The organism is Paenibacillus sp. GCM10023250 (assembly GCF_042653205.1).
Taxonomy (GTDB): domain Bacteria; phylum Bacillota; class Bacilli; order Paenibacillales; family Paenibacillaceae; genus Paenibacillus_Z.
On sequence record NZ_JBHSHY010000042.1, the window covers coordinates 14,761 to 40,149 of the forward strand.

The following is a 25,389-nucleotide window of genomic DNA, read 5'->3' on the forward strand; positions in this document are numbered from 1 at the left end:
GAGCCCATATCGGCTTACAGCCGGACCGCTTGCCGCTGCGCCTGCAGACACAGCTCCGCCGCCTTGAAGGCATGCGCCTGCGTCATCGCGTTTTCCGTCCGATGCAGGCAATCCAGGATCAGCTCCCCGAAGAACGGGAAGCCGACTTGGCCGCCGACGGACAGATGATGCTCGCCCTCGTGGTTGACCAGATAAACCTGGTCGCCGTTCTTGTCACGGCCGATGTCGATGTACTTGCGCAGCTCGATGAACCCGTCCGTGCCGAGAATGATCGTCCGGCCGTCGCCCCAGGTGCCGAGCCCGTCCGGCGTCAGCCAATCCACGCGAAAATAGTTCGTCGCGCCGTTGTCCCCGATCAGCGTCGCGTCGCCGAAATCCTCCAGCTCCGGCACGTCGGGGTTGTTGTAATTCGCCACCTTGCTGCTCGCGACCGTCGCGTCCTTGCAGCCCGCGAAGAACAGGAACTGCTCGATCTGATGGCTGCCGATATCCGCCAGGATGCCCCCGTACTGCGCCTTGCGGAAAAACCAGTCCGGGCGCGACGGCTTGTTCAGCCGGTGCGGGCCCGTGCCGATGACCTGCACGACGCGGCCGATCGCGCCTTCCTCAATGAGGCGCCCGGCATAGATCGCGCTCTCCACGTGCAGACGCTCGCTGTAGTACACCATGTACTTGCGCCCCGTCTCCGCGGCGGCCGCTCGGGCGGCGTCCAGCTGCTCGAGCGCCGTGAACGGCGTCTTGTCCGTGAAATAGTCCTTACCGTGCCGCATGACCCGGACGCCGAGCGGACCGCGCTCGGACGGAATCGCCGCCGCCGCCACGAGCCTGACCTCGGCGTCTTCCAGGATGACGTCCGGCGAGGCCGCTGCTTGCGCCTGCGGATACGTCTTGACGAACTGCGCGACCTTCGCCGGATCCGGGTCGTACACCCACTTGAGCGTAGCCCCCGCTTCCAGCAGCCCGTTCGTCATACCATAGATATGGCCGTGGTCCAGCGCCATCGCCGCGAAGACGAATTCGTCCGGTCCCGCGACGGGCGATGGCTTGACGAGGGACACCGGCGCGTAGTTCATGCCGTCGCCGCGGTTGACCGCCGCCATCAGTTTCTCGCCTCCGCCGGCTGCGGCCGCTTGAACTTGGACGACGCGATCCGCTTGTTCAGCTCCGCCTCGTGCACCGCTTCGTCGAGCGGCAGGTCCACCCAGTCGTCCAGCCACGTAGACAGATGAATCGCGTTCGACAGCGTCAGGCCGAGGATGCCTTCCTCGCCGGGCGCGACGAGCGGCGTTCCGTGCAGCACGGCATCCGTGAAATTCTGGAGAATGCCCGCATGCTCGGGACTCGGGCCGGATTTCGGCAGCTCGATCTTCCATACTTCCGGCGACGCGAACGGCGCCGTGTTGCGCGCGTTGAAGTCCACTTCGTCTTCGCGGAGGCGGTACATCGTCATGCGGTCGTCTTCGATGACGATCTTGCCGCGGCTGCCCGTCACCTCGAGCCGGTTCGTGCCCGGGGCGTCGGATGTCGAGGTGATGAACACCGCCGTCGCGCCGTTCGCGTATTCCGCGTACGCCGTCACGTCGTTCTCGACCTCGATGTCGCGGTGCTTGCCGAATTGGCAGAACGCCCGGATGCGCGTCGGCATCATGCCCGTCGTCCACTGCCACAGGTCCAGGTTATGCGGGCATTGGTTGATCAGCACGCCGCCGCCTTCGCCGGCCCACGTCGCGCGCCACGTGCCGGAATCGTAGTACGCCTGCGAGCGGTACCAATTCGTGATGATCCAGTTGATGCGCCGAATATCGCCGATCTCGCCGGTCGCGATCAGGTCGCGCAGCTTCTGGTAGAGCGGATTCATGCGCTGGTTATAGACGATACCAAACGTCTTGCCGCTCTTCGCCGCGGCCTCGTTCATCTCCCGCACCTGTTTCACGTACACGCCGGCCGGCTTCTCGACCAGGACGTTCACCCCTTGGGCGAAGGCCGCGATTGCTTCGGCCGGATGATCATAGTGGGGCGTGGCGATCACGACCGCGTCCACGAGGCCGGAGCCGATCATGTCGGTCGCGTTCTCGAACACCGCGACGCCCGTGCCGTACTGCTCTTTCGCCCATTCGCGCTTGCTCTCGAAAGCGTCGCAGACCGCGGTCAGCACCGCGCCTTTAATTTTGCCCGACGTCAGGATCGCCGCATGCCCCGACCCCATGTTACCGATGCCGACGATGCCGTATCTAACTTGTTTCACAAGATTTCCTCCATCCATCGATTCATTTGGTTGGCGTACGTGCGCAGCATCGTCCGCGTGTCGAACGTGCCGCTGAAATCTTCCACTCCGAACCAGCCGTCGTAGCCGACGGCCTTCAAGTCCCGAAGCACCTGCTTCCACGGGACGACGCCGTTCGCGATCGGCGCCCAGCCGCTGGTCCATTCGGCTGGCTCCAGATGATCGGCCGCATTGCTGCTTGCCGCGACCGGCCGCCAAGCCGCGTTCTTCACGTGCACGTGCGCCAGGTACGGGCCGAGCAGCTCGAGCCCCATCCGGTAATTCTCGTAGCCTTCGTGCACCATATTGCCGGGGTCGTACAGCACGCCGATCGCATCTGGGTTAAACGGAGACACGAGCCGGTGGGCTAGCGAAGCGCTCGGGGCGATCGTGACGTGATGCGTCTCGACGAGCGCCTTCACGCCGTAATCGAGCGCAAGCCGCTCGACCTCGCGCAGGTAGACGATCGCTTGCTCGTACAGCTCGCCGTACGGCTTCGTCCGGTTGTAGCCGGGCACGCCGACGCGGATCAACGAGGCATCCAGACTGCGGGCGAGCCGCATGATCCGCTCCGTGCCCTCGACGTCGCCGCAGCTCAAGTACGGCGTGACCGCGATTGCCTTGCGTCCGGTGCGGGCCGCGGCCTGCCGGAAGCGGTCGATTTCGGCTTCGCCGGCGTCCGGCGAGATCGTGCACATGTTATTGCCCCAGAAGGAGGGCGCCTCGTTCAGCAGCTCCGCCGGCGTCTCCTTGCAGCGCCATTCCAGGCCGTCGATGCCGGCGGACGCCGCCGCCTCGCACAGCTCCTCGGGCGACAGATCCGGCGCCGCGACGGTGAATACGGATAATTTCAACATAATGGCGAATTCAGCTCCTCGTCTTGGATATAGCTTCCCAGATGCCGTTCAAATACGTCGCGCCGAGCGCCCGGTCGAACAGGCCGTAGCCAGGACGGCCTTCCTCGCCCCAAATCATCCGCCCATGGTCCGGACGGAGCGGCCCTTCGAAGCCGGTCTCGTAAAGCGCCTCGAGCACGCGTGTCATGTCGATGGAACCGGCCGACGACTGATGCGCCGATTCTTGGAATGAACGCGGCCCCGTGCGCAAAATATTGCGCGTATGCGCGAAATGCAGCTTGCCCTGCGAACCGAAGTGCCGGATGATCGCGAGCAGGTCGTTGTCCGGATTCGCGCCGAGCGAGCCGGAGCAGAACGTGATGCCGTTCGCGGGGCTGTCGACACGCTCCGTCAGGCGGCGAAGCTGCGCTATATTGCTGACGATGCGCGGCAGGCCGAAGATCGGCCACGGCGGATCGTCGGGATGGATCGCCATGACGACGCCGGCTTCCTCCGCGACCGGAATGATCCGTTCCAGGAAGTAGGCGAGGTTATCGAACAGCGCGTCTTCCGTGACGTCGGCGTAGGCCGCGATCAGCTGGCCCATCTCGTCCTTCGTGTAGCTCGCGTCCCAGCCCGGCAGCGACAAGTCGCCGTTCACCGGGTCCATGCGGGAGACCGTTTCGTCCTCGAAGGTCAGGGCCGTCGAGCCGTCCGGCAGCTCATGGGCTAGATTCGACCGGGTCCAGTCGAATACCGGCATGAAATTGTAGCAGATCACCGGAACGCCCGCCGCGCCGAGCCGGCGGATCGTTTGACTGTAATTTTCAATCAAGCGATCGCGGGAAGGCCGTCCCAGCTTGATGTCCTCGTGCACGGGAACGCTTTCGATCACAGCCAGCCGCAGGCCGGCCGCCTCGATCGTCTCCTTCAGCGACCGGATCGACGAAGCCGGCCATGCTTCGCCGACCGGCACGTCGTACAATGCGGTCACGATGCCGTACATCCCGGGAATTTGGCGGATATTTTGCAGTGTGACGGGATCGTCCTGGCCAAACCATCTGAACGTCATCTTCATGGCACAAGCACCTCTTGTATCGTAATTGGAAAGGCTTTCGTTCGCGGTTCTCGCAAGAATCCAGACTCATTGTAGCACAGCCTATCCCGAATACGGTCCGTACCGGCCAGGAGGTTAACCACAGTTAAACGTTTGGAGGGATTCGGTTGTTTGAATCAAAGGCCGCCGGCGGAAGAGCGGGCGGAATTTGCGGAAATGCCGGAGGAAGGGAAAATGCCGGGGAAGGGCGAAACGGCGGGATAACAATAGACTGGAAAAATAATGCCCGCAAACCGCCGGCGGCCTGTCTAATGATAGGAAACCGACTGCAGGAGCGCCGAACCGAGGCAACATTACGAGGGAACATTACGGAGAAACCTTATGGAGAAACATTACAGCGAAACTCTACGGAGAAGCCCTACGGAGAAGCCCTACGGAGAAACGCCAAAAAGCCGCCCGCAGGATCCAAGATCCGGCGGGCGGCCCGGGCAACGACTACACGACGATAAGGCCTTCCGGCGACTTCGTGAGCTGCCGGCAGCCCTCGTCCGTGACGAGGTAGCTGTTCTCGATGCCGACGACGCCGCGGCCGGGGAATGTGAACTTCGGCTCGACGGCAAGGACCATGCCCGGCTCCAACGGTTCGCTGAATCCGCGGGCCAGCACCGGCCACTCGTCGACCTCGAGGCCGATGCCGTGACCGAGGAACTTCACCTGATTGACGCCGTGGCCCATGAAATGATCGGCCAGGCCGGCTGCGGCGGCATCCGCAAGCGAGGCGGCGTAGATTGCGTCGGGTGCGGTCCCCGGCGCCATCAGCCGCTCGGCATGGCGAATGATCCGCTCTGCCTCGGCGTAGGCGCCGGCAAGATCCGGCGGCAGCGCGCCGATGACGGCGGTCCGCGTCTGGTCGATGACGTAGCCGTCGATGCAGCAGCCGATATCGATCAGAATCGGCTCGTCGCGTCGGATGGTCCGGCGGCTCGTGCTCTGGGGGGCGGCAGGACCGAGGCCGAGCCCGCCCGCCGGGCCGTCGAACGCGCTCGGCACAGCCGCGGCTTCGCCGGAGCCGAGCATCCCCGTGATGATTTCCATGTTGTAGCTGCGCGTCCGCATGAGGCCGATATGGCCGCGGATGCGCATCTCGTATTCCAGGCGCGCCATCAGCTCCAGCTCCGCGACGCCTTCCTTCAGCACGGGAAGCGCGGCTTCGAGCGCCTCCGCCACGACGATCGCGGCCGCCTCGATCCGGCCGATCTCCCATGCCGACTTAACCGTCCGGACGCCGCGGACGAGCGCCGATCCGTCCGTAAGCTCGCAGCCCGGACTGCCTCCGAGAGAACCGGCCAGCCTCGCGTGCATCGCGGCCGGCAGCACGTCCATCTCCGTCGCGATGACGATCGGTGCCGCGCCGGCCTTTCCCGCGAACACGTCCGGATGACCGCCGATTAGCTGCGCGCGGAAGCCGCGCAACGAACCCATCGGCTCGACGCGGACGGCCGACTCTTGCTTGGCGCGTTCCAGGCTTCGCCTGACATAGAAGACCGGATCGCCATCCGCCGGAATGAACGCGTAACCCGCCTGCATCGAGCCCGTGAAATAATACAAATCGACGTGCTGCGTGATCAGGAAAGCGTCGACGCCCGCCTGCGCCATGCGCGCCTGCAGCCGCCGAACGCGGTCCAATACCTCGTCCTTCGCCACCGTTCCGAACTCCAATCCGTTCACCGTACCCGCTCCTCGCTACCGTGGTTTGCTTTCCCTCATTACAACAAAAGAACGGGCGGCCCGTCAACTCGGCGGCGGGGTACAGGCGTTGTGATGGCGGGCACTGGCGCGGTGGTGGCGGGTAACCGGCATGGTAGCGGGCTACCGGCGTCACGGCGGCAGGCGGCGGCGGGCTACCGGCGTGATGATGGCTGGCTTTAGGTTAGAAGGAAGCCAGGGGCATCGCCGCACCCGCAAGTCTTCCGTTTCGTCGCGACAGACGGCGCGCGAGCCCCGCGGAAACCGCGAAGCTCGGGAGCGGCGCGGTTTGATAAAGTCCTTGTCAACCTACATCAGACTATGTAGAATCGATAAAAGTTGCGCACGAACGATTCGATCTTGGTTCCATAAAACCAATCAATGGAGGCTTGCGGCATCATGAAACAAAAAGAAATCGGCATTGACGAAAGGCCCCCGCTCGGGCAAAGCCTAATGCTCAGCATCCAGCACCTGTTCGCGATGTTCGGCTCGACGGTCCTCGTCCCGAACCTGCTCAAGGTCGACCCGGCGATCTGTCTGTTAATGAACGGCATCGGCACCCTGCTTTATCTGTTTATCGTGAAAGGAAAAATTCCCGCGTACCTCGGTTCCAGCTTCGCGTTCATCGCGCCGGCGGGCGCGGTGATCGGCAATCACGCCGCCCCGGACGACGGGTATGCGGCGGCGCTCGGCGGCTTCATCGCGGCCGGCGTCGTCTTCACGATCGTCGCGCTGATCATCAAGGCGGCGGGCACCGGCTGGATCCGCGTCCTCTTCCCGCCGGCCGCAATGGGCGCGATCGTCGCTGTCATCGGCCTCGAGCTCATTCCGACCGCCGCGGGCATGGCGGGCTGGATCAAGCCGCCGAACGCCGCGCCGGCCGTCGTCTGGACGCCGGATCCGACGGCCATTACGATCTCGGTCGTGACGCTGCTCATCACCGTGCTCGGCTCGGTGCTGTTCCGCGGCTTCATGCGCATCATTCCGATTCTTGTCGGCATCGTCTGCGGCTACGCGCTGGCGTACGCGCTCCACTATACGTCCTTCGACGCGGTAGCGGGACGGGGCTGGCTGGAATCGCCGACCTTCACGCTCCCGACGTTCGAATGGGCCGCCATTCTGACGATCGTGCCGGCCTCGCTCGTCGTCATCGCCGAACATATCGGCCATCTGATCGTAACCGGCAACATCGTCCGCAAAGACCTGTCCAAAGATCCCGGCCTGCATCGCTCGATGCTGGGCAACGGCATCTCGACGGTCCTCTCCGGATTCCTCGGCTCCACGCCGAACACCACGTACGGCGAGAACATCGGCGTGCTTGCGATTACCCGGGTCTACTCGACCTTCGTCATCGGAGGCGCGGCGGTCATCGCAGTCGTGCTGTCATTTCTCGGCAAATTCTCTGCGCTCATCTCCGGCATTCCGGACCCGGTCATGGGCGGAGTCTCGCTGCTGCTGTTCGGGGTTATCGCCGCGTCCGGCCTGCGGATGCTCGTGGAATCGAAGATCGACTACAGCAAGCCGACGAACCTGTATTTGACGGCCATCGTTCTCGTCACTGGTCTGAGCGGCGCCAAGATCACGATCGGCGACTTCTCACTCTCGGGCATGGCGCTCGCGACGGTGACCGCCATCGTGCTCAGCCTGCTGTTCAAGCTGTTCGAAATCACGCGCATGTCCAACGACGCCGAGGCGTCCTCCGGGCATTAATCCCTTACTTCAAGCGCCGCAGCAAACAGGCCGCGCGGGCCCCCTTCCCGCCGGCCTGTTTGTTGCGTTCGCCGCTACGACGTCAACTCGGCCGTCCCCTTGATGGTCCACGTAATCGGTTCGATGACCGAGAACACGCGCGGGTACGCCAGGCGAACGATCAGCACGACGCCCGGACGCAACAGCGTCACGTCGTAATCGTATGCTTCGTTCCGGTACGTATACGGGTACGTCAGATCGTCGTTCAACACTTGAAAATCCACGACTTCGACCCGTTCCTTCCAATACGTCCCCGGCAGCGGCAGGCCATTCCCGTCCAGCTGCAAATTGCGCCGCAGGTATTCGCCGGCTTCCGCGCGGGCGGCCGCTTCGTCGATATGAAGCCGGCCATCGGCAAGCGCGGCGGCGTCGATCTGCTGCGCGGCGGCATGGGCAGCCCGGTTGACCGCGTGCTTCCCCTGGAACAAGGCGGCCACCGCCATCTCCTCGTCCGTCTGCAGCGCGTGCAGCAGCATCCATATGACCGCCATCAGCATCACCAGCACAAGCTTGTACATGACACTCGGTTCCTTTCGCCGTATCGTCTACCGCAAGGGCACGTATTCGCTCATCTTCGTGCCGGACGCTTTCAGCCTGGCATCGGCCGCCGGCGGCGCGACGCCGATCAGACGGTCGATGTTGAACAGCCCTTCAACGGGATAGCTGGCCGTCACGGTGAGCGGCGCGCCGCGGAGAAGCGGCCGTGCCGGATCGGTTGCGCTCGCCCCGCCGTCCGTGGAGACCTCGAAGTCGACGGACGCGGGGTCGAGCCCGTAAGCGGCCAGCCGCTCCTTCGACGCCTCCAGCATGGCTGCATCGACGTAGCCGTAGTCGCCGCTCGCGCCGATCTCCAGCAAGTAGTCGACTTCCTGCTGAAGCACGGCCTGGCGCACGATGAGCACGTGTTTATAAATGGGACTGAACATGAACCAGCACATCATGGCGGCCAGCAGCACGAATACGAGCAGGCTCTTCACGGACTCATCCTCCGGATGCCGTCGCTCATATGGCGGCCCGACCGCTCCAGCTGCCGGTTCATGCCCTCGCCTCCGCCCGCCACCTCGTCGTACACCACGACGGCGACGATGATGAGCAGCAGCATCATGAGCAAAGATCGCATGGCGTCGCCTCCTTCTTGCGCCGTTGCGCGGTTACGGGGTAAGCAGCGTGCTGATTTTCGTATTGGCGTTGTCGCCCTGCGTTTGAATCTGGGCCTTCGTGCCCGTCGTGTCCTTCGCGACGATAGCGTTGAACAGCAGGATGACGACGACCAGCATCATGACGGTAATCAAAATGTTGCGCATGCGCTCACCTCCTTCAATTTAGCGATTGAAACAGCGTCTGTCCTTCCCGAACCCAGGGATAGATGAAAATCTGAAACGTGTACATGATGGGAAGCCCCGCCAGCACGAACAAAAAGTAAGACGTCGACTCCTTGCGGCTGTCCTTCGCGAGCTCCAGCTTCTCTTTGTAATCCTGGATCCGCTCGCGCAGCAGCTCGTAATAATGCTCGCTCTCGTGCAGCCGGAGCGAATCGATCGTCTCGACGAAACTGAGTCCTTCCTCCGTGCCGAGCCGCAGCTTCAGCCGCCGGAGCGCCCCTTCCGCGTCGTGATACCACTCGCCGAGCAGCGTCTGCAAATCGCCCCGCATCGTGCGGGTGAACGGCAGGCAGCGCATCAGCTTCGTATGGATGTGGAGCGACGATCCCGCCAAGTACAGCAGTTGATTGCTGACGGTGTAGATTTCCTTGGTCATGCGCTCCGCCCGCGCCTTGCGGAACGCTTCCAGCCATGGCTGGTCCCAAAGCAAAAGCAGCAGCAGCACCGCCAGCGCGAGCGGAGCCGCCACGGCCGGCATGGTGCCGAGACGCAGCAGCGAGAAACCATAAGCGGCCAGCGCCCACAGCGGCGTGCCGGCGAGCGCGATTCTGCGCAGCAGCAGATACAGCGCGGCATCGCCCGTGAATCCGCAGCCGGCCAGCAGCCGTTCCCGCTCCTTGAAGGCCGCGGAGCTGCGGTCCAGCCGCGCCACGCGCAGCCAGCGGTCGCCGATCCGGTGCGTGCGCCATTGCAGCAGCGCCAGATGCGCGAAGCGCGGCCGCCTGAACGAGACAGCCTTCAGCAAGGAGACGATCAGCGCGACGCCGAGCGCGTATTGGACGGCGAGCGCCGCCCATAGGAGAAGTTCGCCGAATCGGTCGTTCATCGAGGCCGCACGCCCCCTTTCACATTTTTTTGCGGGACAGCCACAGCCCCATGACGAAGGACAGGAAGATCATGACCGCCGCGTTCAGCAGCATGTTCCGGCCGCCGGGATCCAGCACGTAATACCGGTACGCGTTCTCCGGATTGTAATGAAAATTGATGCCCATGAAGAGCGCCAGGAACAGGATCGGGGTGAAGTTGGCCACGCGGATCTCCAGCAGCTTGTTGCGCTCCTGCTGGTTGGCTCTGCGCGCCTTGCGCATGTCCGTGATCAGGTCCTTCAGGTTGCCCGCAATGGGATGGCCCTCCGCGAGCCCCGCCCGTACGATATTGATGAAATAATCCGCCCAGACGTGGCCGAGCGCCGCCGCGAAAACGCGCAGGCTGGCCTCGTCGTCCCCGCGGACGGAGAGGTTCCGGTACAGCTGCTCGAACACCTCCTGCATCGGCCCGAGCATTCGCTTCTCCTCCACCGTGCGCTGCAGCGCCGTGCGGATCTGCCGCCCCCCGCTCACGAGGCAGCATTGGTAGAACAGCTCGATCGCCGGCAAAAAGTCGATGCGCGTCTTCATCTGCCGGCGCACCTGCATCATGCGCAGAAGCAAGTACGGCAGCGTCCCGAGCACGCCGGCCGTCAGCAGCAGCCCCTTCGGGGTGCGAAAGAACATCGCGCCGAAGGCGGCGCCCGCCAGCAGCAGCAGCAGGCTGAGCACGACGACCGAGCCGGGCCGCAGGCTGACCTGCAGCGATTCCAGCAGCTCGGCGAGATGCCGGTACGCCCGGTCGTAACGCTGCAAATACCGGGCAAGCCGTTCTCCGATGCGCTGCTCCCTGCGGTAGCTGAGCCGGCCGATGACCTGCTGGCGCTGCATCCAGGCGTCCAGTAAACTCCTGACGGCTACGAACAGCGTACAAAACAGGGCGGCTGCGAACAAAATCAAGGTTAGCCGCATCATGGCGCGTTCCACGCTCCCGCCTTGCGGAGACCCGCCGCTCCGGCCTGAGCCGGCACAACGGGAGCGGGCGCTGGCGCTGCGCCGAGCTCCGGCCATGCCGCAGCTCCCGTCAGCGGCGCGCCAAGCTTCAGCCGGGCCGCCGCCGAAGGAGAAGGCGAGTGCGGGTACCGCCAATTCCCCGCCGCTTCGTCGAATATTGCCCAATCCCGCACGGCCGGCGCGCCGTCGGCCCAATACAGCTCCGCCAGGCGCACAAGCCGGCGGCGTCCTCCCGCGAACCGCATCTCGATGCCGATCTGGGTGACGTATTCCGTGATTCGCTTGGTCAGCCGTTCGGGATTCAAGCCCCGGCCGTCCTGCAAGCACATGTCGGAAATGGCTTCCGGCACGTCCTCGAGCGTATTGGCATGCAGCGTCGTCATGCTCCCCGCGTGGCCGCGCGTACAAGCCCGCACGTAAATGTTGGCGTCCTCGTCCCGGATTTCGGCATGGATGATCCGCTGCGGCGACTGCCGGAGCGCGAGCTTGAACGCTTGGGCCGAACGGTGCTGCGGATCGTCCTCGTCCACCTCGTACTCGATGACGTTCTTTGCCGGGAAATCCCGCTGCAGCATCAGCTCGTGCCGGCTCTCGATCGTGACGAGCCGCTCCTCGTCCGGCATTTCGCCGATCAGCGCCTTAATCAGATTCGTCTTGCCCGAGTTCGTCGGGCCGATCACAACAACGTTGAACCGGGCGTGCAGCACGGCGAGCAGCATATGCCGGACGCGATCGCTGATCGTGGCGTACTCCGGCTTGCTCAGCTGCGCGAGCTCGAAGCGCCGCACCGTATAGAACCGCAGCGTAAGCGTCGGCTTGGCCGTGAAGCCGAATCCCGTCATTGTCACCCGCGTGCCGTCGCGGAGCATGACCTCCGCCCACCGCTTCCGCGGATTGATCCGGTCGTTGTTGTACAGCACGAGGTTCTGCTGGATCCGCTCCACCTCACGCAGCGACTCGAATGCGTAGGCCGACGGGCGGGCGACGCCGTCCCGCACTTCGAACACCGACGTGCCGACGACCTGGATTTCCTCCAGCCCTTCCCGCTTCAGAAGCACGAGCTCGAGCACATTCATCCCGATGACTTCGGCGAACAAAGCCTCCGCCAGCGTCGCGTACGGGTGCCGGAAGCCCGGCAGCTCGTGGATCCGCTGGCGAAGCAGCCGGTCGGCGATGACGGCCAGAATCCGTTCGCGGTCGTCGCCGTAGCCCAGCACGGCGCGGTTCAAGCATTCGTTGTACTCGCGGCGCTCCTCCTCCGTCTCGCCGCGCGGCTGGGCCAGGTACGTGCGCACGTCTTCCGCCAGGCGCCGGAAATCGCGCATCGCGTCATGACCTGCGGCGGCCGGTGCCGCCGGCGAGTCTTCTGCCGCCCACAGCTTGGCCGAGTAAGCGGCCGGCGAAAATCGAACGTCCTTGTTCATTACGAGCTCACCCCGCCGCGATGCGCGAGCAGCTTCTTGTACCAGGGCTGCAGCGCCGGCTTCCGCTTGCGCCGCAGGCCGTAGACTTCCGCAATGGCCTTCGCCGACGCCTGCATCGTCTTTCGCCCCCGCTCGCTCCCGGCCAGCCATTCGTCCAGCGTGCCGCTATCCAGCTGGGCGAGCAGCTCCTCGGTCAACGCGAGCTCGCCCAGCAGCGGCACGCCGAGCTCGTTGCAAATGTCTTTCACTTGAAATCCTCCTTTACCCCGCGGGGATTGAATCACGATGCCTTGGAACGAGTCGGCCGGAATGCCGTAGAGCGGCGCCAGCTGCTTCAGCCAGCGCTGCCCGTCCTCCTGGAAGTGGGACAGCGCCCCCGTCGTCGCGACGATGCGCGTGCTCGCCCGGCGCAGGACGCAAATCGTCGCCGCGTTGTCCCAGTACGCGCCGACGTCGGCGACGACGACGTCGAACGTCTGCGCCGCGACGGCGAGCAGATGCTCCATCTCCTCCATCGCGTAAAACTCCGCCTGGTCGCGCAGCAAATTGCCGAACAGCACGCGCAGGCCGGGCAGACCGCGGCAGCGATGCGTCGAGCGCAGCAGCTTCTCGGCGTTCAGCGACCGCGTCGCCAGCTCCGGGCGCAGCTCGTCGAGCGTCGTCGCCGGCTCGTCGACGCCGAGAAACCGGTGCGTCTTCGCGCTCTTCAGGTTCAGGCAGAGGAAACCGACGCCGCACTCGCGCTCCGCCGCGATCCGGCAAGCTGCGGCGAACGCGGCGGTCGTCGTGCCGATGTTCGGCGTCGTGCCCACGAACGCGATGAGCGGCGCCGTCTGCGCGGCGGACTGATCGGGCGCGCTCATGGCGCAGCCTCCGAGGGCGGGGATCCGACGTCGAGCGATTCCGGCGAATACGCGATCACAAGCTTGCTCTGGCCGCCTTTGCACAAGGAATCGAGCTTCAGCCACTCCGCCTCCGTCAGGTTCAGGTTAATGTAATCGATCATGCCGTTGGCGTCCCGTCTGGAAGCATACATCGCTTCTTTGTTTCCGCTCGCCATTGATAATAGGCTGGAATTGTCGGCATCGTCGATCTCCACGTTGCCCGCGGTCTTGACGGACGCGACCGTGACGGCTTCCGGGAACAGCCGCTCGGATCCCGCGGCTTCGCCTGAGACGTACACCATCACCTTGTCCCCGGCCCGAATGCCGTTCGACACGGACAGCACGTAATCGCGCGGGATGCCGAAGGTGGACTGGTTCTGGCTCGGCAGCAGGCGGAACTTGTCGACCTTCCAGCGCAGCAGGGGCTCGTTCGCGCCGAGCGGCACGACGACCTCCATGCCGGCCAGCCCGTCGCGGCTGACCGCCATGTCGTCCGTGTACGACGCCTTCGCGATCTGCTTGACGCCCAGCATGTCCGGCGCGAGCCGTTCGCCGGCGGCGACGAAGCGCAGCGGCACGACGACGTCCACCGTCTCCTGGAATTTCACTTGGCGCAGCTGAAGCATATAGACGCCGTACACGAGCAGTCCCGACAGCAGCGCGGCCGTCACGGATATGAGCAAATGTCGTTTTCGGTTCATGGCCATCCCCCCGGCAGCTTCCTTAGCGGCAAACAAAAAAAACGCAAGCCGGGCGTATAGCCCGAGCTTGCGTTCTTCGCAAAGCGTCCGCTAGTGATCTGCACTAGTAATATTGACCTAATCATAGCAGACATTAATTTGGCTGTCTAGCATAAAATTGTCAGTTCTTGTCGCTCATCGTCTGATGTCCGCGTCGATCCGCGCGTCTCCGAGCCGCCTCAGTTGATCGCGGTATTCGACGAGCCCGATCCGGCAGCCCGGGCCGATCGTGACGTTCGCGCCCCGCACGACGTCGGCGGTCGTGTTTTCCAGGTAGACGTACTCGCCTTCGATCAGTTCAGCCGTTAGCGACAAGGGCTCCTGTCCGGAGAACAGCTGCTTCAGCCCGCCCCACTTGCTCCGGCGCACCACAATGCGCCGGCCGCCGATTTCCTTCGCCGCGCACGGCCCCCAGGTGCGAATGTCGACCTCGCCCGCGTGCAGCAGCCCGCGGATCGCGAAGCCGCCCTTCGCTTCGAACCGTTCGGCCTCGCAGTCGCCGCGCACGTCGAGCTGACCGCACAATTTCACCGACCGGCCGCGCACGCTGCCCTGCACACCGAGCTGGCCCACGATATTCAGCTGCTCGCCGACCAAATCGCCGTTCACGGCGACTTCCCCGATCTGCCGATATCGCCCCGCGGCCAAGGTGTCCGTCACGTCGAGCGTGCCCATGCAGCGTACGGATTCGCATTCAGCCGGTCCGAGTATCTTCGCTTCCCCCATGACCCGGACGTGACGGAAACTGCCGCCGTGCATCGTGCCGTTGCCCGTAATTTTGATGTTGTGTTTCATCGTCGCGTGCATGCCGCTTCCCCTCCCTAGGATTCGACCCGATAGCTCGTGCGCACCTGCGCCTGCGGATGCACGACGAGATCGGACGAATAGGCCACGCAGTCGATGCTGCAGCCCGGGCCGACGATGACCGTGCGGCCGCGGACGGTTTCCGCGGTCGTCTCCTCGAGCTCGACGATATCTCCTTCGATGACGCGGGCGTTCAGGCGGGCCTGCCAAGCCGGCATCAGCGAATCGAGCAGCTTCCGCAGCCCGCCCTTCCCTGAATGCCGGACGGCGATATGCCGCGCCCGGATGTTCTCCGCCTCGAACGGCCCTTCCAGCTTCACGTCGAGTTCGTCCCCGGTCATCCGACCTTCAATAATCATCGCGCCGCGAACCTTGGCCTGCAGCGCTTCGCAATCCCCCCGGACCTTCGCGTAGCCGTTCAGGTCCAGCCGCTCCGCCCGCATCGGCCCGTTCACGGTAATTTGCCCTTCCAGCTTCAGGCCGCCGCTCGATTGCAGAGCGCCGAAGCAGGTGAATTTGCCGTTCGATTCCAGCCGCTGCTCCGCGCGCACGTCCCCGTCCACCGCGGTCATGCCGTTCGCCTCGAAGGTCAGGCAATCTACGGTGCCGCCGACCTTGCAAACGCCGTCGAGCTTCACGGCGTAATATTCGCCGCCCCCGGCATGGCCGATGCCCGAAACTTCCAAATCCGGCCGACTCGTCGTTCTCATCATCGTTTATCCCTCCGCTTATTCGTTCGTTATGTTCTCATTATGCGCCGCGAGCGGCGGCGCGGACAGCGGCGGGAGATGGAACTTGCCCTCGGTCCGCGGACGGAGGGGCTGCCGGAGGCCGCGAAGCTTGTCCCGCGAAACGCAAAAAAGAGCCCGCGCAAGGGCTCTCGTCGTCCATCTATGCGATTGCGAAGCTTAAAAGTCGATGAGACCGACGCTGATCTGAAGCGCCTCGTCCACCTTGCGCATCATTTCGTCGTCGAGATGCGTGATTTTGTCGGTTAGCCGCTGTTTGTCTATCGTGCGAATTTGCTCGAGCAGCAGCACGGAATCCCGGTCGAACCCATGGGACGCCGCGTCGATTTCGACATGCGTCGGCAGCTTCGCCTTTTGGATCTGGGCGGTGATCGCCGCCACGATGACCGTCGGGCTGAAGCGGTTGCCGATATCATTTTGAATCACCAGGACAGGACGCACGCCGCCCTGTTCCGAACCTACGACAGGTGACAAATCCGCAAAAAACACATCGCCGCGTTTTACGATCAAGCTTACACCCCGCTTACGAGTCGGCCGAGCGTGTCGCCGGCATCTTCCTCCGCTTGAAAAGCTTCCGAAGCCATTACCAGGTTGATCTTTGCCATCTCCAGATAGCCGCGCTGCATGGAATCCCGAATTTGACGCTTCTTTCGTTCAATCAAGTACAATTTCATAGCCTGACGAATGAATTCGCTTCGGTTCGAGTTTTCTTTGGCGACGATTCCGTCGACTTCCTCCAGCAAATGATCCGGTAAACTGATCATAATCCTTTTGGTATTTTGCAAATTGGCCACCGAACTCGCACCTCCAAAACATTTCCAGCAGGGTGAACCGGCCGCCATCAAGAAGGCGAAACGCGATTCTTCCCAGAGAAATATAAGCCGACGGACAGCCAAAAAAGGCTTATATTTCAAAAAACAGTATCAGTATGTCATTGTTTGGTCCGTCTTATACACCCTCATATGTATGCAACGCATATATCAAGTATGCTGCATCCATAGCTGACGCCAGAAGACCAGAAACGCAATCGTCGGCAAGTGGCGGGACATGCCCGCATGGAAACGGCAGCCGTTCCGATCGCGGCGCCTGGACCTCCCGGACTAACGATAAACAAAGTCTGACGAAAAGTCTACCCGTTCTTACTATTTCGTGATTAGACGATAAAATCCTCTTGCGACAATCGCAACTAGCGGATGAAAATTATTCCTTCGCGCCCAGCAGAGGATTCGCGACGGCCACGACGTGCCCGTCCCGCGTATAGACGCGCGGCACCCGGGCGGCGACCATGCACGTCACTTCGTAGTTGATGGTGCCCAGCTTGTCGGCCACTTCCTCTGCGGTGATCGACGCCTCGCCCTGCGAGCCGATCAGCACGGCTTCCTCCCCGTTCTCGACGGGGCTGTCCCCGGCGAAGGCATCGAGCGAGACCATGCATTGGTCCATGCAAATCGTGCCGAGCACCGGCACGCGGCGGCCGCGGACGAGCACCTCCGCCCGGCCCGTCAGCATCCGGCTGTAACCATCGGCGTAACCGACGGGCAGCGTGCCGATCCGCTCTCCGGCCTTGGCGAAATAGCGCGTGCCGTAGCTGATACCCCAGCCCTCCGGCGCGTCCTTCGTCATGACGACCGCCGTCTTGAGCGTCATGACCGGCTTAAGCGCGATCCGGCTGCCGTTCACTTCCGTCGACGGATACAGGCCGTACATGCTGATGCCGAGCCGCAGCATGCCCCCGCCCATCTCCGGCGTGTCGATACCCGCGGCGCTGTTGGCCGCATGAACGATCGGGATGCGTATCCCTTCCGCCTTCAGTTGCCGCACAACCGTCTTGAACCGGCTGTATTGCAGCTCCGTATAGCCCTTGTCGGCTTCGTCGGCGCGCGCGTAATGCGTGAACAAGCCTTCGACGTCCACGTTCGGAGCTGCCATCGCCCGACGGACGAACGGCACCGCATCCCCGTCCGCGAGCCGGCCGAGCCGGCCCATGCCGGTGTCGACCTTGACGTGCACCGTGAGCCGCTTGCCGTTGGCCGGCAGCGCCGCGGCCGCTTCGAGCACGTCGTCCCGGAACAGAGCGACCGCGACGTTCGCGTCGCGCGCGGCGGCAAGTCCCTCCGGAGGTACGTAGCCGAGCACGAGAATCTTCGTCTTCACGCCGGCCTCTCTCAGCTGAAGCGCTTCGTCGAGGAACGCGACGCCGAGGTAATCAGCGCCGCAGCGCTCCGTTTCCCGCGCCACTTCGACGGCTCCATGGCCGTAGGCATTCGCTTTCACGGATGCCATCAGCAGCATCCCTTCCGGTAGAGCCGCGCGAAACGCCAGCAAATTATGCTTCAGCGCGTCTAACGATATTTCGGCCCGCGTCGGGCGATAATAGCCTGCCGTAGTCAACCTGCTCCACCTTCATTCCCAAAAAAGTAAACGCCCCCCACGGATGGGCAGGCGTTTAGCTCGTTAACCCGTAACCTTTATGTTATACGGTACGGCTTGGTCATGTCAATGAAATCGCGTCCGCCCGGCCGGGGCAAGTGTTGGAAACCGCTCCTTCCGCCAGCGTTACTTCGACATCTCGCCCTGTACGGACTGGGCGATCTTGATCATCTCTTCCTCCGGCAGGTTCGCGCTCGTGATCCGGAACTCCGTGCCGGCGTACGTCCACGTCAGCGTGCGCTGCTCGTCTTCCGCGCCGCCGCTCAACAAGCCGTAGGTGAAGCCCAGATCCTTCAGCTCGCCCTTCGTCGCGGATACGGCGACGTCCTTCGGCTGCGTCTCGATGAGCGTGTAATCGTACGTGCCCGAATAGCGGATCATGATGCCCGGGTTGCCGCCGAACACGATGCTTTGGTTATCCTTCTCCGAGACGCCATCCGGGAAGTAGGTCGGGTCCATGCCGATGAAAGTACCGCCCGCGTCGCCGCTGCCGGCCGGCGCTAACGCATCGTCCGAATCGCCGGCCGCGTTGTCGTCCGCCGAATTGTTGGCGCTGTTATCCGCGTCCGTGCTGGCGTTATCGTCCGGACTATTGCCGGTTGCGTTCGCGTTGTTCCCGCTATCGGCGTTGCCGTTCGTCGCCGCGTTGCCGGCGCTGCCATTCGTCGCGGTGTTATCCGCGTTGCCATTCGTCGCGGTGTTGTCGGTGCTGCCATTCGTCGCCGCGTTGTCCGTGCCGTTGTTGTCCGGCGAAGCGGACGCGTTGTCACTGCTCGCGTTATTATTGCTGCTGTTCGCGTTGTCCGCGTTGCTGCCGTTATCCGGGTACGCCATCGTAGGCTGATCGCCGCCTGCTGCCGGCGTGCCCATGTTTTTCTGGGTATCGAAGACGCTCTTCTCGAGCTTGGAACCGAATTTGAACGAATCGAATTTGACAGACACCATGACCGCGTTATTGGCGTCGCTGACTTCCACTTTGTTCGGCGCGTAGTCCGATTTGTTCAGCCAAATTTTTTGCCGGGCCAGGGAGCCGTTCTGGTAGTTCGCCAAGACGTCGAACACGTACGCGTCGTTGTCGACCGCGAACTGGCGGGAGTTGTCCAGCAGAATGCTTTGGACGAGCGTTTGGTACAGGTAGACTTGGCCTTGGTTCGCCGGCCAGTCGCTTTGGAAGCGGAACACTTTGTTCAGGCGCGGCGTCAGGACGAACACGCCTTCGTCGTTGCGCAGCACGATCTGGGTGATGTCCTTCTTGGCATTCGTCAGGGCGATGCGGTAATACTGCGGCTTCTGAAAGGAAACGTCCACTTGATATTCCAGCGGCTGCTGGCCCGTGTAGAGCGTCATGACGCCTTTGCCGGTGTAGCTGTCCAAGCTGCTCAACGTTTTGTCCAAATCCTTGACTACCGATTCCGCGTCCTTCGTCCCGCAGCCTGCGAGCACCGCCGTGACGCATAGCAAGATCGCTGCGATGAAACTGAATCGACGACGCATGAGATCAACCCCTCATCACAATTATTAAACGTACCCGGAGTTGTACGGCAGCCCGCGCGGATATCGCGCGCGGGTCGCGTACGGGACAAGAGCCGTTTACGCTTGACTTGTACCATTTGTATGAGGGGACTTGGACGAATATGCAGACAAGTTGCGGCTTGGACGCATTCGCGTACGGGCCAGCCGGCCGGAACGGCGCGCTACTAATGAAAGAACGCCCCGTGCGCTTCATGAGACCGCACGGAAGAATCGAAAGGCGAACCGCGGACCCGCCAGTGCGCCGACGCTACGCCACATTTGAATGGATATGAATATTTATTCATCCCACACAAACTTATCGCAAGCTGTATCAAGGTTAAACAAACGATATTGACAATAAGTCAGTGACAGCCTAGTATGAATATTAATTCAAATACACGAATTATAATGCATATTTATTCATACCTGGGGGTGCCCATAATGAAACACTTGTTATCGTTGAAAGAATTGAGCCGCGGCGAGCTGCTCGGCTTGATCCAGAAAGGCATCGCCATCAAGAAGCAGCCCGAGCGCTTCGCGAACGCCTGCGAACGCAAAGGCGTCCTGATGCTGTTCCAGAAGACGTCCACCCGGACGAACCTCTCCTTCCAGTCGGGCATCAACCAGATGGGCGGCTACGCCGTGCCGATGGATTGGAACGCCAGCAATTTCAGCATCTCGCCCATCCGATACGAAGCGCGCTACGTCTCGCGCAACATCGATTTCATCGTGGCGCGGCTGAAGAAGCACGCCGACCTGCAGGAATTGGCCCGCTACGCGACCGTCCCGGTCATCAACGGCTGCTGCGAACGCTATCATCCGTGCCAGGCGCTCGCGGACCTGATGACGATCTACGAGGTGTCGGGCACGTTCGAGAACGTCACCGTCACGTACGTCGGCATTCAGAACAATGTCGCGAATTCCTTGATCGCGGGCTGCCTCGCGCTCGGCGTCCGCCTGCTGCTCGTCACGCCGATCGTGAACGAAGCTTCGTGGGACGGCGAACTGATGGACGAAGCGTTCGCGAGCGGACACATCGCGCGCATGGACTCGCTCGAAGAGGCGGCGGCGCAGTCCGACTACGTGTATACCGACACATGGATCGACATGGAGCATTTCTACAGCGCGGATTACGGCGCGGTCAAGGATTTCCGCATGAAGACGATGCTGCCCTTTCAGTTGAACCGGCGCGCGCTGAACGGCCATACGCCGTACATCCTGCACGACATGCCGATCCACCCCGGCTTCGAGATCGAAGAGGAGCTGATCGAATCGGCGAGCTCGCTCATATACCAGCAGGCGGAGAACCGCATGCACGCGCAGAAGGCGCTGCTGCTCCATCTCCTCGAGCAAGCCTGACGCGGATACGGCGCGCTGGCCCGCCGAACAGCGCAAACCCCTGGCTTCGGACGACGAAGCGAGGGGCTATTCGGCATGCACGGTCCGCTGGACCGCCATCATATTCATTCTGCCAGCAAGGAGTTAATAGCCTTGGAGCTCGCTGTTCGCGTTATTCGCGCGCTGCATGCCGCCCGATAATCCCGATTTCAATCGTTTATGGTAATAAACATAGGAACCCGCGATCATGATATAGCCGATCAGGAACATCAATCCGCTCGCAAAGCCGTCCACGGCGATCGTCGAAAACATCGCGCCCGTTAAATCGAAAAACAGTCCGGCATACGCCCATTCTTTGATTCGCGGAAAACCAGGGATAAGAATCGCTGCGACCCCCAGCAGCTTGGCGATTCCAAGAAACGGAAGAAGATATCCGGGGTATCCCAAATGATGAAAGAGCTCCACCGCTTCACGGGACGCGATCACGTCGGGAATCGCCCCGATGCCCATGAATGCCGCAAGCAGCCCGGTAAAAATCCAGTAGGGAATCAAAACCTTTTTCATTGAATTAGCCTCCTTAGATTTCCTCATTGTGCCTATATTCAAACCTCGAATCGGCACCTTTTAGCGAGCCGCACGTCCGGCAGGATAACGCTTTCTCCATCGTTCACTTCCTTTCTTCGCAATTCCCGCGGACAAGCTTCCGCTTGATCGGATTTCCTCCCGGCGAGGACGCTAAAGCTCAATCCATTTGCAATCTCCATTAAAAGCCGTGGGCGAAGTTACTCCGACGCCGGCGGCTGTTTGCGCCTCAATAAGCACGGCATCGCCTAACGCACGAAGAGGCTTCGGTGTCTAATTCGCAGCAGCAGATTCCGGATTAGCCGGTGCACGCCATGCCGATAGCGCATTCCAAATATACCCCATATGGAATATTCCTGTAAAGGAATATTAAAAAGCCAGACATCTTGTTTACCCGATGGCGAACACGCCGTCTCCCTCTCCCGGTCCCGGCGGCCTCGGCCCAATGGACGTCGCCCGCCTCGGTCTCGCGATCGATTTCCCGCCGTCCCACATGACCTATAATCATGACAGCCAATAAAGAAAGGAGAGATTCTCGACATGGTTGCCACGAAAAACAACAAAGGGCTCATCCTCGCGGGCCTGATGCTCGGCTTGATCTTCGCCGAGCTGGACGAAACGGTCGTCTCGACGGCGATGCCGACGATTATCCGCGAGCTGCACGGCTTGTCGCTCTACGGCTGGGTCGCCGGCGTCTACATGCTGGCCGTCACGATGTTCATGCCGATTCTCGGCAAGCTGGCCGATCTGTACGGCCGTAAACGCGTTTATCTGAGCTGCATGGCCTTGTTCATGGCGGGCTCGATCGTGGGCGGCTTGGCCGATTCCATGACGATGCTGCTCGCCGGGCGCGGCATCCAAGGCATCGGCGCCGGCGGGCTCATGCCGCTCGCCCTCGTTATCATCGGGGACACGTACCCGCTCGAGCAGCGCGCCAAGATCCAAAGCCTCTTCGGTCCGCTGATGATCCTGCCCCAGCTGCTCGGTCCGACGGTCGGCGGTTACATGGTCGGCCACGTGAATTGGCACTGGGTGTTCCTGATCAACATCCCCGTCGGCCTGCTGTCTGCGGCCGTGCTGGGCATCGGCATGCGCGAGTCGCGCGGCGAAGAGAAGCGCGCGATCGATTGGACCGGCGCCACGACGCTCGTCGCCGCCCTGCTCTCCCTGCTGATGGCGCCCGTACTGATCGACAACCGGGGCCTGTCCTGGTCGTCGCCGCTCATCGTCGGCCTGCTGGCGCTGTCCGCCGCGCTTACGGCGTTGTTCGTCTTCATCGAGCGCCGCGCGAAGGAGCCGATCATTCCACTTCGGCTGTTCCGGCACCGCTCGGTCGTCGTGCTGTCCTGCATCGTCCTCATCCTCATGCTCGGCATTATGGGCGGCATCGCCACGTTCCCGTTTTTCGCGCAGAACGTCATGGGGCTGACGCCGACGGCGGCCGGCTACCTGATGCTCGCGTTCATGGCCGGCGCGATTCCGTCCAGCATCGTGAACGGCTTCCTGATCACGAAGGTGCCGTACCGTAATCTGTTCATCGCCTGCTTCACGCTACCGATCGTCGGATTCTACCTGCTGACGCGCATCGGCCTCGACACGAGCGTCCTGTACGTCATCGTCGCGTTCTTCATCCTCGGCCTCGGCATCGGCGTCCTGTTCGGCAGCGACAACCTGATCGTCCAGGAGTCCGTCGACAAGGCCGACAGCGGCGCCGCACTCGGCACCGTGCAGCTGTTCCAATCGCTCGGGGCGACGATCGGCCTCAGCGTCTTCGGCAGCCTGCTGGCCCGCCACATCAACCAAGGCGTATCGGGGATGGCCGACCAGCTCCCGGCGGGCACGGCGAACACCATCGCGACCGGCGGCATTCCGCAAGGACTCCCACACGACCTCTTGATCAAGGTGCAAACCGTGTTCGCGGACGCGTTCCAGGGCATCTTCGGCATCTCGTTCGTCTTCGTCATCGCGGCGTTCGTCGTCTGCTGGTTCCTGAAGAAGGAAGTGCTGCGCAAGCGCGAGGAATCGCCGGGGGCCGAGACGGTCGCGGCGACGGCGGCTTCCGCGGAATAGGCGGGCGGGTTGCCGGACGTTTCCTGGCGCGGCCGCATCGCGGAGCAGTCGTTCGCATGAGGCGAAGCGCCCTTGACACCTCGCCGCTTTCCCGCTAGAGTTAGGGCTAACCATCACCAAAAACTGATATGCGACAGCTATGAACGGAAAGAGTACCCGCGACCATCGATGGTCCCAGCGAGCCGGCGGACGGTGCAAGGTCCGGCACGATCGAGCGCGGCGAATGGCTCCGTTCGCTTCAATCCGAACGCCGCTTCCGCGAAACGGCAAGTAGGCGTTGACGGCAGGTCCCTCCGTTATCCCGGGGACGCATGTTAGACGTTTTGACATGTGAGAGTCGCGGCGCGCTTGCGCCGAATTCGGGTGGTACCGCGGAGTCCAGCACTTCGTCCCTTTGGGGACGGGGTGTTTTTTGTTTTGGACCGCGATTCTATCGACCGAGGAGGAATGTCACGTGAACAGAATCATTTCGGGCATCAAACCGAGCGGCGAGCTCAACATCGGCGGCTACGGCGGCGCGCTGCATCAATTCCTGAAGCTGCAGGACGACTGCGAATGCTTCTTCTTCGTACCGGATCTGCACGCGATCACCGTGCCGCAGGATCCGCGACTGCTGCTGCGCCGCTCCAAGGAAATCGCCGCGTACTACGTCGCGGCCGGCGTCGATCCGAACAAAGCCGCGATCTTCATTCAATCGCAGGTGCCGGCGCACGCCGAGCTGAGCTGGCTGCTGGAGACGCAGGCGCATGTCGGCGAGCTCGGGCGGATGACGCAGTTCAAGGACAAGTCGCGCGGGAAGGACGCCGTCAGCTCGGCCTTGTTCACCTACCCGGTGCTGATGGCCGCGGACATCCTGCTGTACCGGGCGACGCACGTGCCCGTCGGCGACGACCAGAAGCAGCATCTGGAGCTGACGCGCGACCTCGCCGAGCGGTTCAACAACCGGTTCGCGCCGGTGTTCGTGGTGCCCGAGCCCGTCATCCCGGAGATCGGCTCGCGCATCATGGGGCTCGACGATCCGTCCAAGAAGATGAGCAAGAGCAACCCGAATCCGAACGGCTGCGTGCTGCTGCAGGACGACCCCGACCTGATCCGCAAAAAATTCGCCAAGGCCGTCACCGATTCCGAAGGCGAGGTGCGCTACGACTGGGAGCGGAAGCCGGAGATCAGCAACCTGATTGAGATCTACGCAGTGTTCGCCGGCGCCGGCGTGCCGGAGATCGAGCGCCGCTTCGCCGGCGCCGGCTACGGCGCGTTCAAGCGCGAAGTCGCCGAAGCGGTCATCGCCAAGCTGATGCCGATTCAGCGGCGGTTCGCCGAGTTGGTCGATTCCGATGAGCTGCTGACGATGCTGCGGGATGGCGCGGAACGGGCAGCGGCGGCCGCGGACGCGACGCTGCGGGAGGCGAAGCAGGCGATGGGGCTGCTTACGCTCGGATAAGCGCCGAGACGCGGGACGCCGTGAACCTTGCTTCGCTGACTGGTTTTGTCAGCCGTCATTCGGTATGATGGAGGCAAGACCAACAGAATAGGATGTGTGGAGATGAGCAAATTCGGCTTATCCGGCAAAATGATCGCGCAGCCGGGCAAACGCGACGAGCTGGCCGCGATCCTGACGGAGGCTGCCGCTAGCATGCATGCCGTCCCCGACTGCCAAATCTACGTCGTCAGCCTGCTGCCCGACGAACCGGACGCAATCTGGATTACCGAAGTCTGGGACAATGCCGAGGCGCACCGGGCCTCGCTCGCCCTCGAGGCAACGCAGGCGATGATCGCGCGCGCCAAGCCGCTCATCGCGGGCTTCGACCAGCAGGTGAAGCACGTGCCGCTCGGCGGCAAAGGCATGCGGGCGTAACGGCCGGTGCCCCTGCATTGCACAATCGAGTAGGAGGAGGCGGCTAGCCTCCGTCCTCTCACACCACCGTACATGCGGGTCCGCATACGGCGGTTCCAAAGGGTTAACAAAGCTCCAAATAACGTGAAAGCATACTCTTGAGCCCTTT

26 protein-coding genes are annotated in these 25,389 nt (G+C 62.6%); 5 read left to right on the forward strand and 21 right to left on the reverse strand.

Annotated elements, in window-relative coordinates; all coding sequences use genetic code 11:
• Nucleotides 1-14: 14 nt before the first annotated feature.
• From ACFPB1_RS22785 to ACFPB1_RS22805, 5 genes are all read right to left on the reverse strand, one after another.
• Nucleotides 15-1,100: a Gfo/Idh/MocA family protein gene (locus ACFPB1_RS22785; RefSeq protein ID WP_379228435.1), complete on the reverse strand. Its 1,086-nt coding sequence runs from the start codon at nucleotides 1,098-1,100 to the stop codon at nucleotides 15-17.
• Nucleotides 1,100-2,245 carry a Gfo/Idh/MocA family protein gene (locus tag ACFPB1_RS22790; RefSeq protein ID WP_379228437.1) on the reverse strand — a complete coding sequence of 382 codons (1,146 nt, stop codon included), beginning with the start codon at nucleotides 2,243-2,245 and terminating at the stop codon, nucleotides 1,100-1,102. Before ACFPB1_RS22790 ends, ACFPB1_RS22785 begins: the two co-directional genes overlap by 1 nt.
• Nucleotides 2,242-3,117, reverse strand: coding sequence for a sugar phosphate isomerase/epimerase family protein (locus tag ACFPB1_RS22795; RefSeq protein WP_379228459.1), 876 nt, complete (start codon nucleotides 3,115-3,117; stop codon nucleotides 2,242-2,244). Before ACFPB1_RS22795 ends, ACFPB1_RS22790 begins: the two co-directional genes overlap by 4 nt.
• Nucleotides 3,118-3,130: 13 nt before the next feature.
• Nucleotides 3,131-4,177: a mannonate dehydratase gene (gene uxuA / locus ACFPB1_RS22800; RefSeq protein WP_379228438.1), complete on the reverse strand. Its 1,047-nt coding sequence runs from the start codon at nucleotides 4,175-4,177 to the stop codon at nucleotides 3,131-3,133.
• 474 nt (nucleotides 4,178-4,651) lie between these two features.
• Nucleotides 4,652-5,884 (reverse strand): M24 family metallopeptidase, encoded by a 1,233-nt coding sequence (locus ACFPB1_RS22805; RefSeq protein ID WP_379228439.1) that lies wholly within the window; start codon nucleotides 5,882-5,884, stop codon nucleotides 4,652-4,654.
• Between the two features lie 417 nt (nucleotides 5,885-6,301).
• Between ACFPB1_RS22805 and uraA the strand changes: the two genes are divergently transcribed.
• On the forward strand, nucleotides 6,302-7,612 hold the full coding sequence (uraA, locus tag ACFPB1_RS22810; protein ID WP_379228440.1) for a uracil permease: 1,311 nt from the start codon (nucleotides 6,302-6,304) through the stop codon (nucleotides 7,610-7,612).
• Between the two features lie 74 nt (nucleotides 7,613-7,686).
• On the opposite strand, the gene ACFPB1_RS22815 is transcribed toward uraA, so the two are convergent.
• The 15 genes from ACFPB1_RS22815 to ACFPB1_RS22885 all read right to left on the reverse strand — a co-directional run bounded on the left by ACFPB1_RS22815 (nucleotide 7,687) and on the right by ACFPB1_RS22885 (nucleotide 19,378).
• The gene (locus tag ACFPB1_RS22815; protein ID WP_379228442.1) at nucleotides 7,687-8,169 is read right to left on the reverse strand and encodes a hypothetical protein; all 483 of its coding nucleotides are present in this window, start codon (nucleotides 8,167-8,169) and stop codon (nucleotides 7,687-7,689) included.
• A gap of 27 nt (nucleotides 8,170-8,196) precedes the next feature.
• Nucleotides 8,197-8,628, reverse strand: coding sequence for a hypothetical protein (locus ACFPB1_RS22820; protein ID WP_379228443.1), 432 nt, complete (start codon nucleotides 8,626-8,628; stop codon nucleotides 8,197-8,199).
• Entirely contained in the window at nucleotides 8,625-8,771 is a 147-nt protein-coding gene (locus ACFPB1_RS22825; protein ID WP_379228444.1) for a hypothetical protein, read from the reverse strand. Before ACFPB1_RS22825 ends, ACFPB1_RS22820 begins: the two co-directional genes overlap by 4 nt.
• A 31-nt stretch (nucleotides 8,772-8,802) precedes the next feature.
• Nucleotides 8,803-8,955 (reverse strand): hypothetical protein, encoded by a 153-nt coding sequence (locus ACFPB1_RS22830; protein WP_177222281.1) that lies wholly within the window; start codon nucleotides 8,953-8,955, stop codon nucleotides 8,803-8,805.
• A gap of 13 nt (nucleotides 8,956-8,968) precedes the next feature.
• Entirely contained in the window at nucleotides 8,969-9,859 is an 891-nt protein-coding gene (locus ACFPB1_RS22835; RefSeq protein ID WP_379228445.1) for a hypothetical protein, read from the reverse strand.
• 19 nt (nucleotides 9,860-9,878) lie between these two features.
• On the reverse strand, nucleotides 9,879-10,814 hold the full coding sequence (locus ACFPB1_RS22840; protein ID WP_379228446.1) for a type II secretion system F family protein: 936 nt from the start codon (nucleotides 10,812-10,814) through the stop codon (nucleotides 9,879-9,881).
• Entirely contained in the window at nucleotides 10,811-12,277 is a 1,467-nt protein-coding gene (locus ACFPB1_RS22845) for an ATPase, T2SS/T4P/T4SS family (RefSeq protein ID WP_379228447.1), read from the reverse strand. The genes ACFPB1_RS22840 and ACFPB1_RS22845 overlap by 4 nt, the downstream gene beginning before the upstream one ends.
• Nucleotides 12,277-13,140, reverse strand: coding sequence for a hypothetical protein (locus ACFPB1_RS22850; RefSeq protein ID WP_379228448.1), 864 nt, complete (start codon nucleotides 13,138-13,140; stop codon nucleotides 12,277-12,279). The genes ACFPB1_RS22845 and ACFPB1_RS22850 overlap by 1 nt, the downstream gene beginning before the upstream one ends.
• The gene (locus tag ACFPB1_RS22855; RefSeq protein WP_379228449.1) at nucleotides 13,137-13,862 is read right to left on the reverse strand and encodes a flagellar biosynthesis protein FlgA; all 726 of its coding nucleotides are present in this window, start codon (nucleotides 13,860-13,862) and stop codon (nucleotides 13,137-13,139) included. Before ACFPB1_RS22855 ends, ACFPB1_RS22850 begins: the two co-directional genes overlap by 4 nt.
• A 174-nt stretch (nucleotides 13,863-14,036) precedes the next feature.
• Nucleotides 14,037-14,708, reverse strand: coding sequence for a hypothetical protein (locus tag ACFPB1_RS22860; RefSeq protein WP_379228450.1), 672 nt, complete (start codon nucleotides 14,706-14,708; stop codon nucleotides 14,037-14,039).
• Nucleotides 14,709-14,722: 14 nt separating this feature from the next.
• Entirely contained in the window at nucleotides 14,723-15,418 is a 696-nt protein-coding gene (locus ACFPB1_RS22865) for a hypothetical protein (RefSeq protein ID WP_379228451.1), read from the reverse strand.
• A gap of 195 nt (nucleotides 15,419-15,613) precedes the next feature.
• Nucleotides 15,614-15,964 (reverse strand): type II toxin-antitoxin system PemK/MazF family toxin, encoded by a 351-nt coding sequence (locus ACFPB1_RS22870; protein ID WP_090644310.1) that lies wholly within the window; start codon nucleotides 15,962-15,964, stop codon nucleotides 15,614-15,616.
• 2 nt (nucleotides 15,965-15,966) lie between these two features.
• A complete protein-coding gene (locus ACFPB1_RS22875) occupies nucleotides 15,967-16,248 on the reverse strand; it encodes a CopG family ribbon-helix-helix protein (RefSeq protein WP_090644307.1) in 282 nt (93 codons plus the stop codon).
• A 406-nt stretch (nucleotides 16,249-16,654) separates the two neighbouring features.
• Nucleotides 16,655-17,845, reverse strand: a complete 1,191-nt coding sequence (gene alr, locus ACFPB1_RS22880; protein ID WP_379228452.1) for an alanine racemase — start codon at nucleotides 17,843-17,845, stop codon at nucleotides 16,655-16,657.
• A gap of 165 nt (nucleotides 17,846-18,010) precedes the next feature.
• On the reverse strand, nucleotides 18,011-19,378 hold the full coding sequence (locus ACFPB1_RS22885; RefSeq protein ID WP_379228453.1) for a DUF4367 domain-containing protein: 1,368 nt from the start codon (nucleotides 19,376-19,378) through the stop codon (nucleotides 18,011-18,013).
• Between the two features lie 459 nt (nucleotides 19,379-19,837).
• Here ACFPB1_RS22885 and ACFPB1_RS22890 point away from each other — a divergent pair, with 459 nt between their 5' ends.
• Nucleotides 19,838-20,755, forward strand: coding sequence for an ornithine carbamoyltransferase (locus ACFPB1_RS22890; protein WP_379228454.1), 918 nt, complete (start codon nucleotides 19,838-19,840; stop codon nucleotides 20,753-20,755).
• 123 nt (nucleotides 20,756-20,878) lie between these two features.
• Here the strand turns inward: ACFPB1_RS22890 and ACFPB1_RS22895 are convergent, their stop codons facing one another.
• Nucleotides 20,879-21,325 (reverse strand): DoxX family protein, encoded by a 447-nt coding sequence (locus ACFPB1_RS22895; RefSeq protein ID WP_379228455.1) that lies wholly within the window; start codon nucleotides 21,323-21,325, stop codon nucleotides 20,879-20,881.
• A gap of 531 nt (nucleotides 21,326-21,856) precedes the next feature.
• Between ACFPB1_RS22895 and ACFPB1_RS22900 the strand changes: the two genes are divergently transcribed.
• The 3 genes from ACFPB1_RS22900 (at nucleotide 21,857) to ACFPB1_RS22910 (ending at nucleotide 25,241) form a co-directional block, all read left to right on the forward strand.
• Nucleotides 21,857-23,386 carry an MDR family MFS transporter gene (locus ACFPB1_RS22900; protein ID WP_379228456.1) on the forward strand — a complete coding sequence of 510 codons (1,530 nt, stop codon included), beginning with the start codon at nucleotides 21,857-21,859 and terminating at the stop codon, nucleotides 23,384-23,386.
• 454 nt (nucleotides 23,387-23,840) lie between these two features.
• Nucleotides 23,841-24,827 (forward strand): tryptophan--tRNA ligase, encoded by a 987-nt coding sequence (gene trpS, locus ACFPB1_RS22905; RefSeq protein ID WP_379228457.1) that lies wholly within the window; start codon nucleotides 23,841-23,843, stop codon nucleotides 24,825-24,827.
• 102 nt (nucleotides 24,828-24,929) lie between these two features.
• Entirely contained in the window at nucleotides 24,930-25,241 is a 312-nt protein-coding gene (locus tag ACFPB1_RS22910; protein WP_379228458.1) for a putative quinol monooxygenase, read from the forward strand.
• The last annotated feature ends 148 nt before the right edge of the window (nucleotides 25,242-25,389 follow it).

Coding starts and splice junctions, on each gene's coding strand:
- ACFPB1_RS22785 (WP_379228435.1), bottom strand. CDS start 1,100: ATGGCGGCGGTCAACCGCGGCGACGGCATGAACTACGCGCCGGTGTCC.
- uxuA (WP_379228438.1), bottom strand. CDS start 4,177: ATGAAGATGACGTTCAGATGGTTTGGCCAGGACGATCCCGTCACACTG.
- uraA (WP_379228440.1), top strand. CDS start 6,302: ATGAAACAAAAAGAAATCGGCATTGACGAAAGGCCCCCGCTCGGGCAA.
- ACFPB1_RS22815 (WP_379228442.1), bottom strand. CDS start 8,169: ATGTACAAGCTTGTGCTGGTGATGCTGATGGCGGTCATATGGATGCTG.
- ACFPB1_RS22825 (WP_379228444.1), bottom strand. CDS start 8,771: ATGCGATCTTTGCTCATGATGCTGCTGCTCATCATCGTCGCCGTCGTG.
- ACFPB1_RS22830 (WP_177222281.1), bottom strand. CDS start 8,955: ATGCGCAACATTTTGATTACCGTCATGATGCTGGTCGTCGTCATCCTG.
- ACFPB1_RS22835 (WP_379228445.1), bottom strand. CDS start 9,859: ATGAACGACCGATTCGGCGAACTTCTCCTATGGGCGGCGCTCGCCGTC.
- ACFPB1_RS22840 (WP_379228446.1), bottom strand. CDS start 10,814: ATGATGCGGCTAACCTTGATTTTGTTCGCAGCCGCCCTGTTTTGTACG.
- ACFPB1_RS22845 (WP_379228447.1), bottom strand. CDS start 12,277: ATGAACAAGGACGTTCGATTTTCGCCGGCCGCTTACTCGGCCAAGCTG.
- ACFPB1_RS22850 (WP_379228448.1), bottom strand. CDS start 13,140: ATGAGCGCGCCCGATCAGTCCGCCGCGCAGACGGCGCCGCTCATCGCG.
- ACFPB1_RS22855 (WP_379228449.1), bottom strand. CDS start 13,862: ATGAACCGAAAACGACATTTGCTCATATCCGTGACGGCCGCGCTGCTG.
- ACFPB1_RS22860 (WP_379228450.1), bottom strand. CDS start 14,708: ATGCACGCGACGATGAAACACAACATCAAAATTACGGGCAACGGCACG.
- ACFPB1_RS22865 (WP_379228451.1), bottom strand. CDS start 15,418: ATGATGAGAACGACGAGTCGGCCGGATTTGGAAGTTTCGGGCATCGGC.
- ACFPB1_RS22885 (WP_379228453.1), bottom strand. CDS start 19,378: ATGCGTCGTCGATTCAGTTTCATCGCAGCGATCTTGCTATGCGTCACG.
- ACFPB1_RS22890 (WP_379228454.1), top strand. CDS start 19,838: ATGAAACACTTGTTATCGTTGAAAGAATTGAGCCGCGGCGAGCTGCTC.
- ACFPB1_RS22895 (WP_379228455.1), bottom strand. CDS start 21,325: ATGAGGAAATCTAAGGAGGCTAATTCAATGAAAAAGGTTTTGATTCCC.
- ACFPB1_RS22900 (WP_379228456.1), top strand. CDS start 21,857: ATGGTTGCCACGAAAAACAACAAAGGGCTCATCCTCGCGGGCCTGATG.
- ACFPB1_RS22910 (WP_379228458.1), top strand. CDS start 24,930: ATGAGCAAATTCGGCTTATCCGGCAAAATGATCGCGCAGCCGGGCAAA.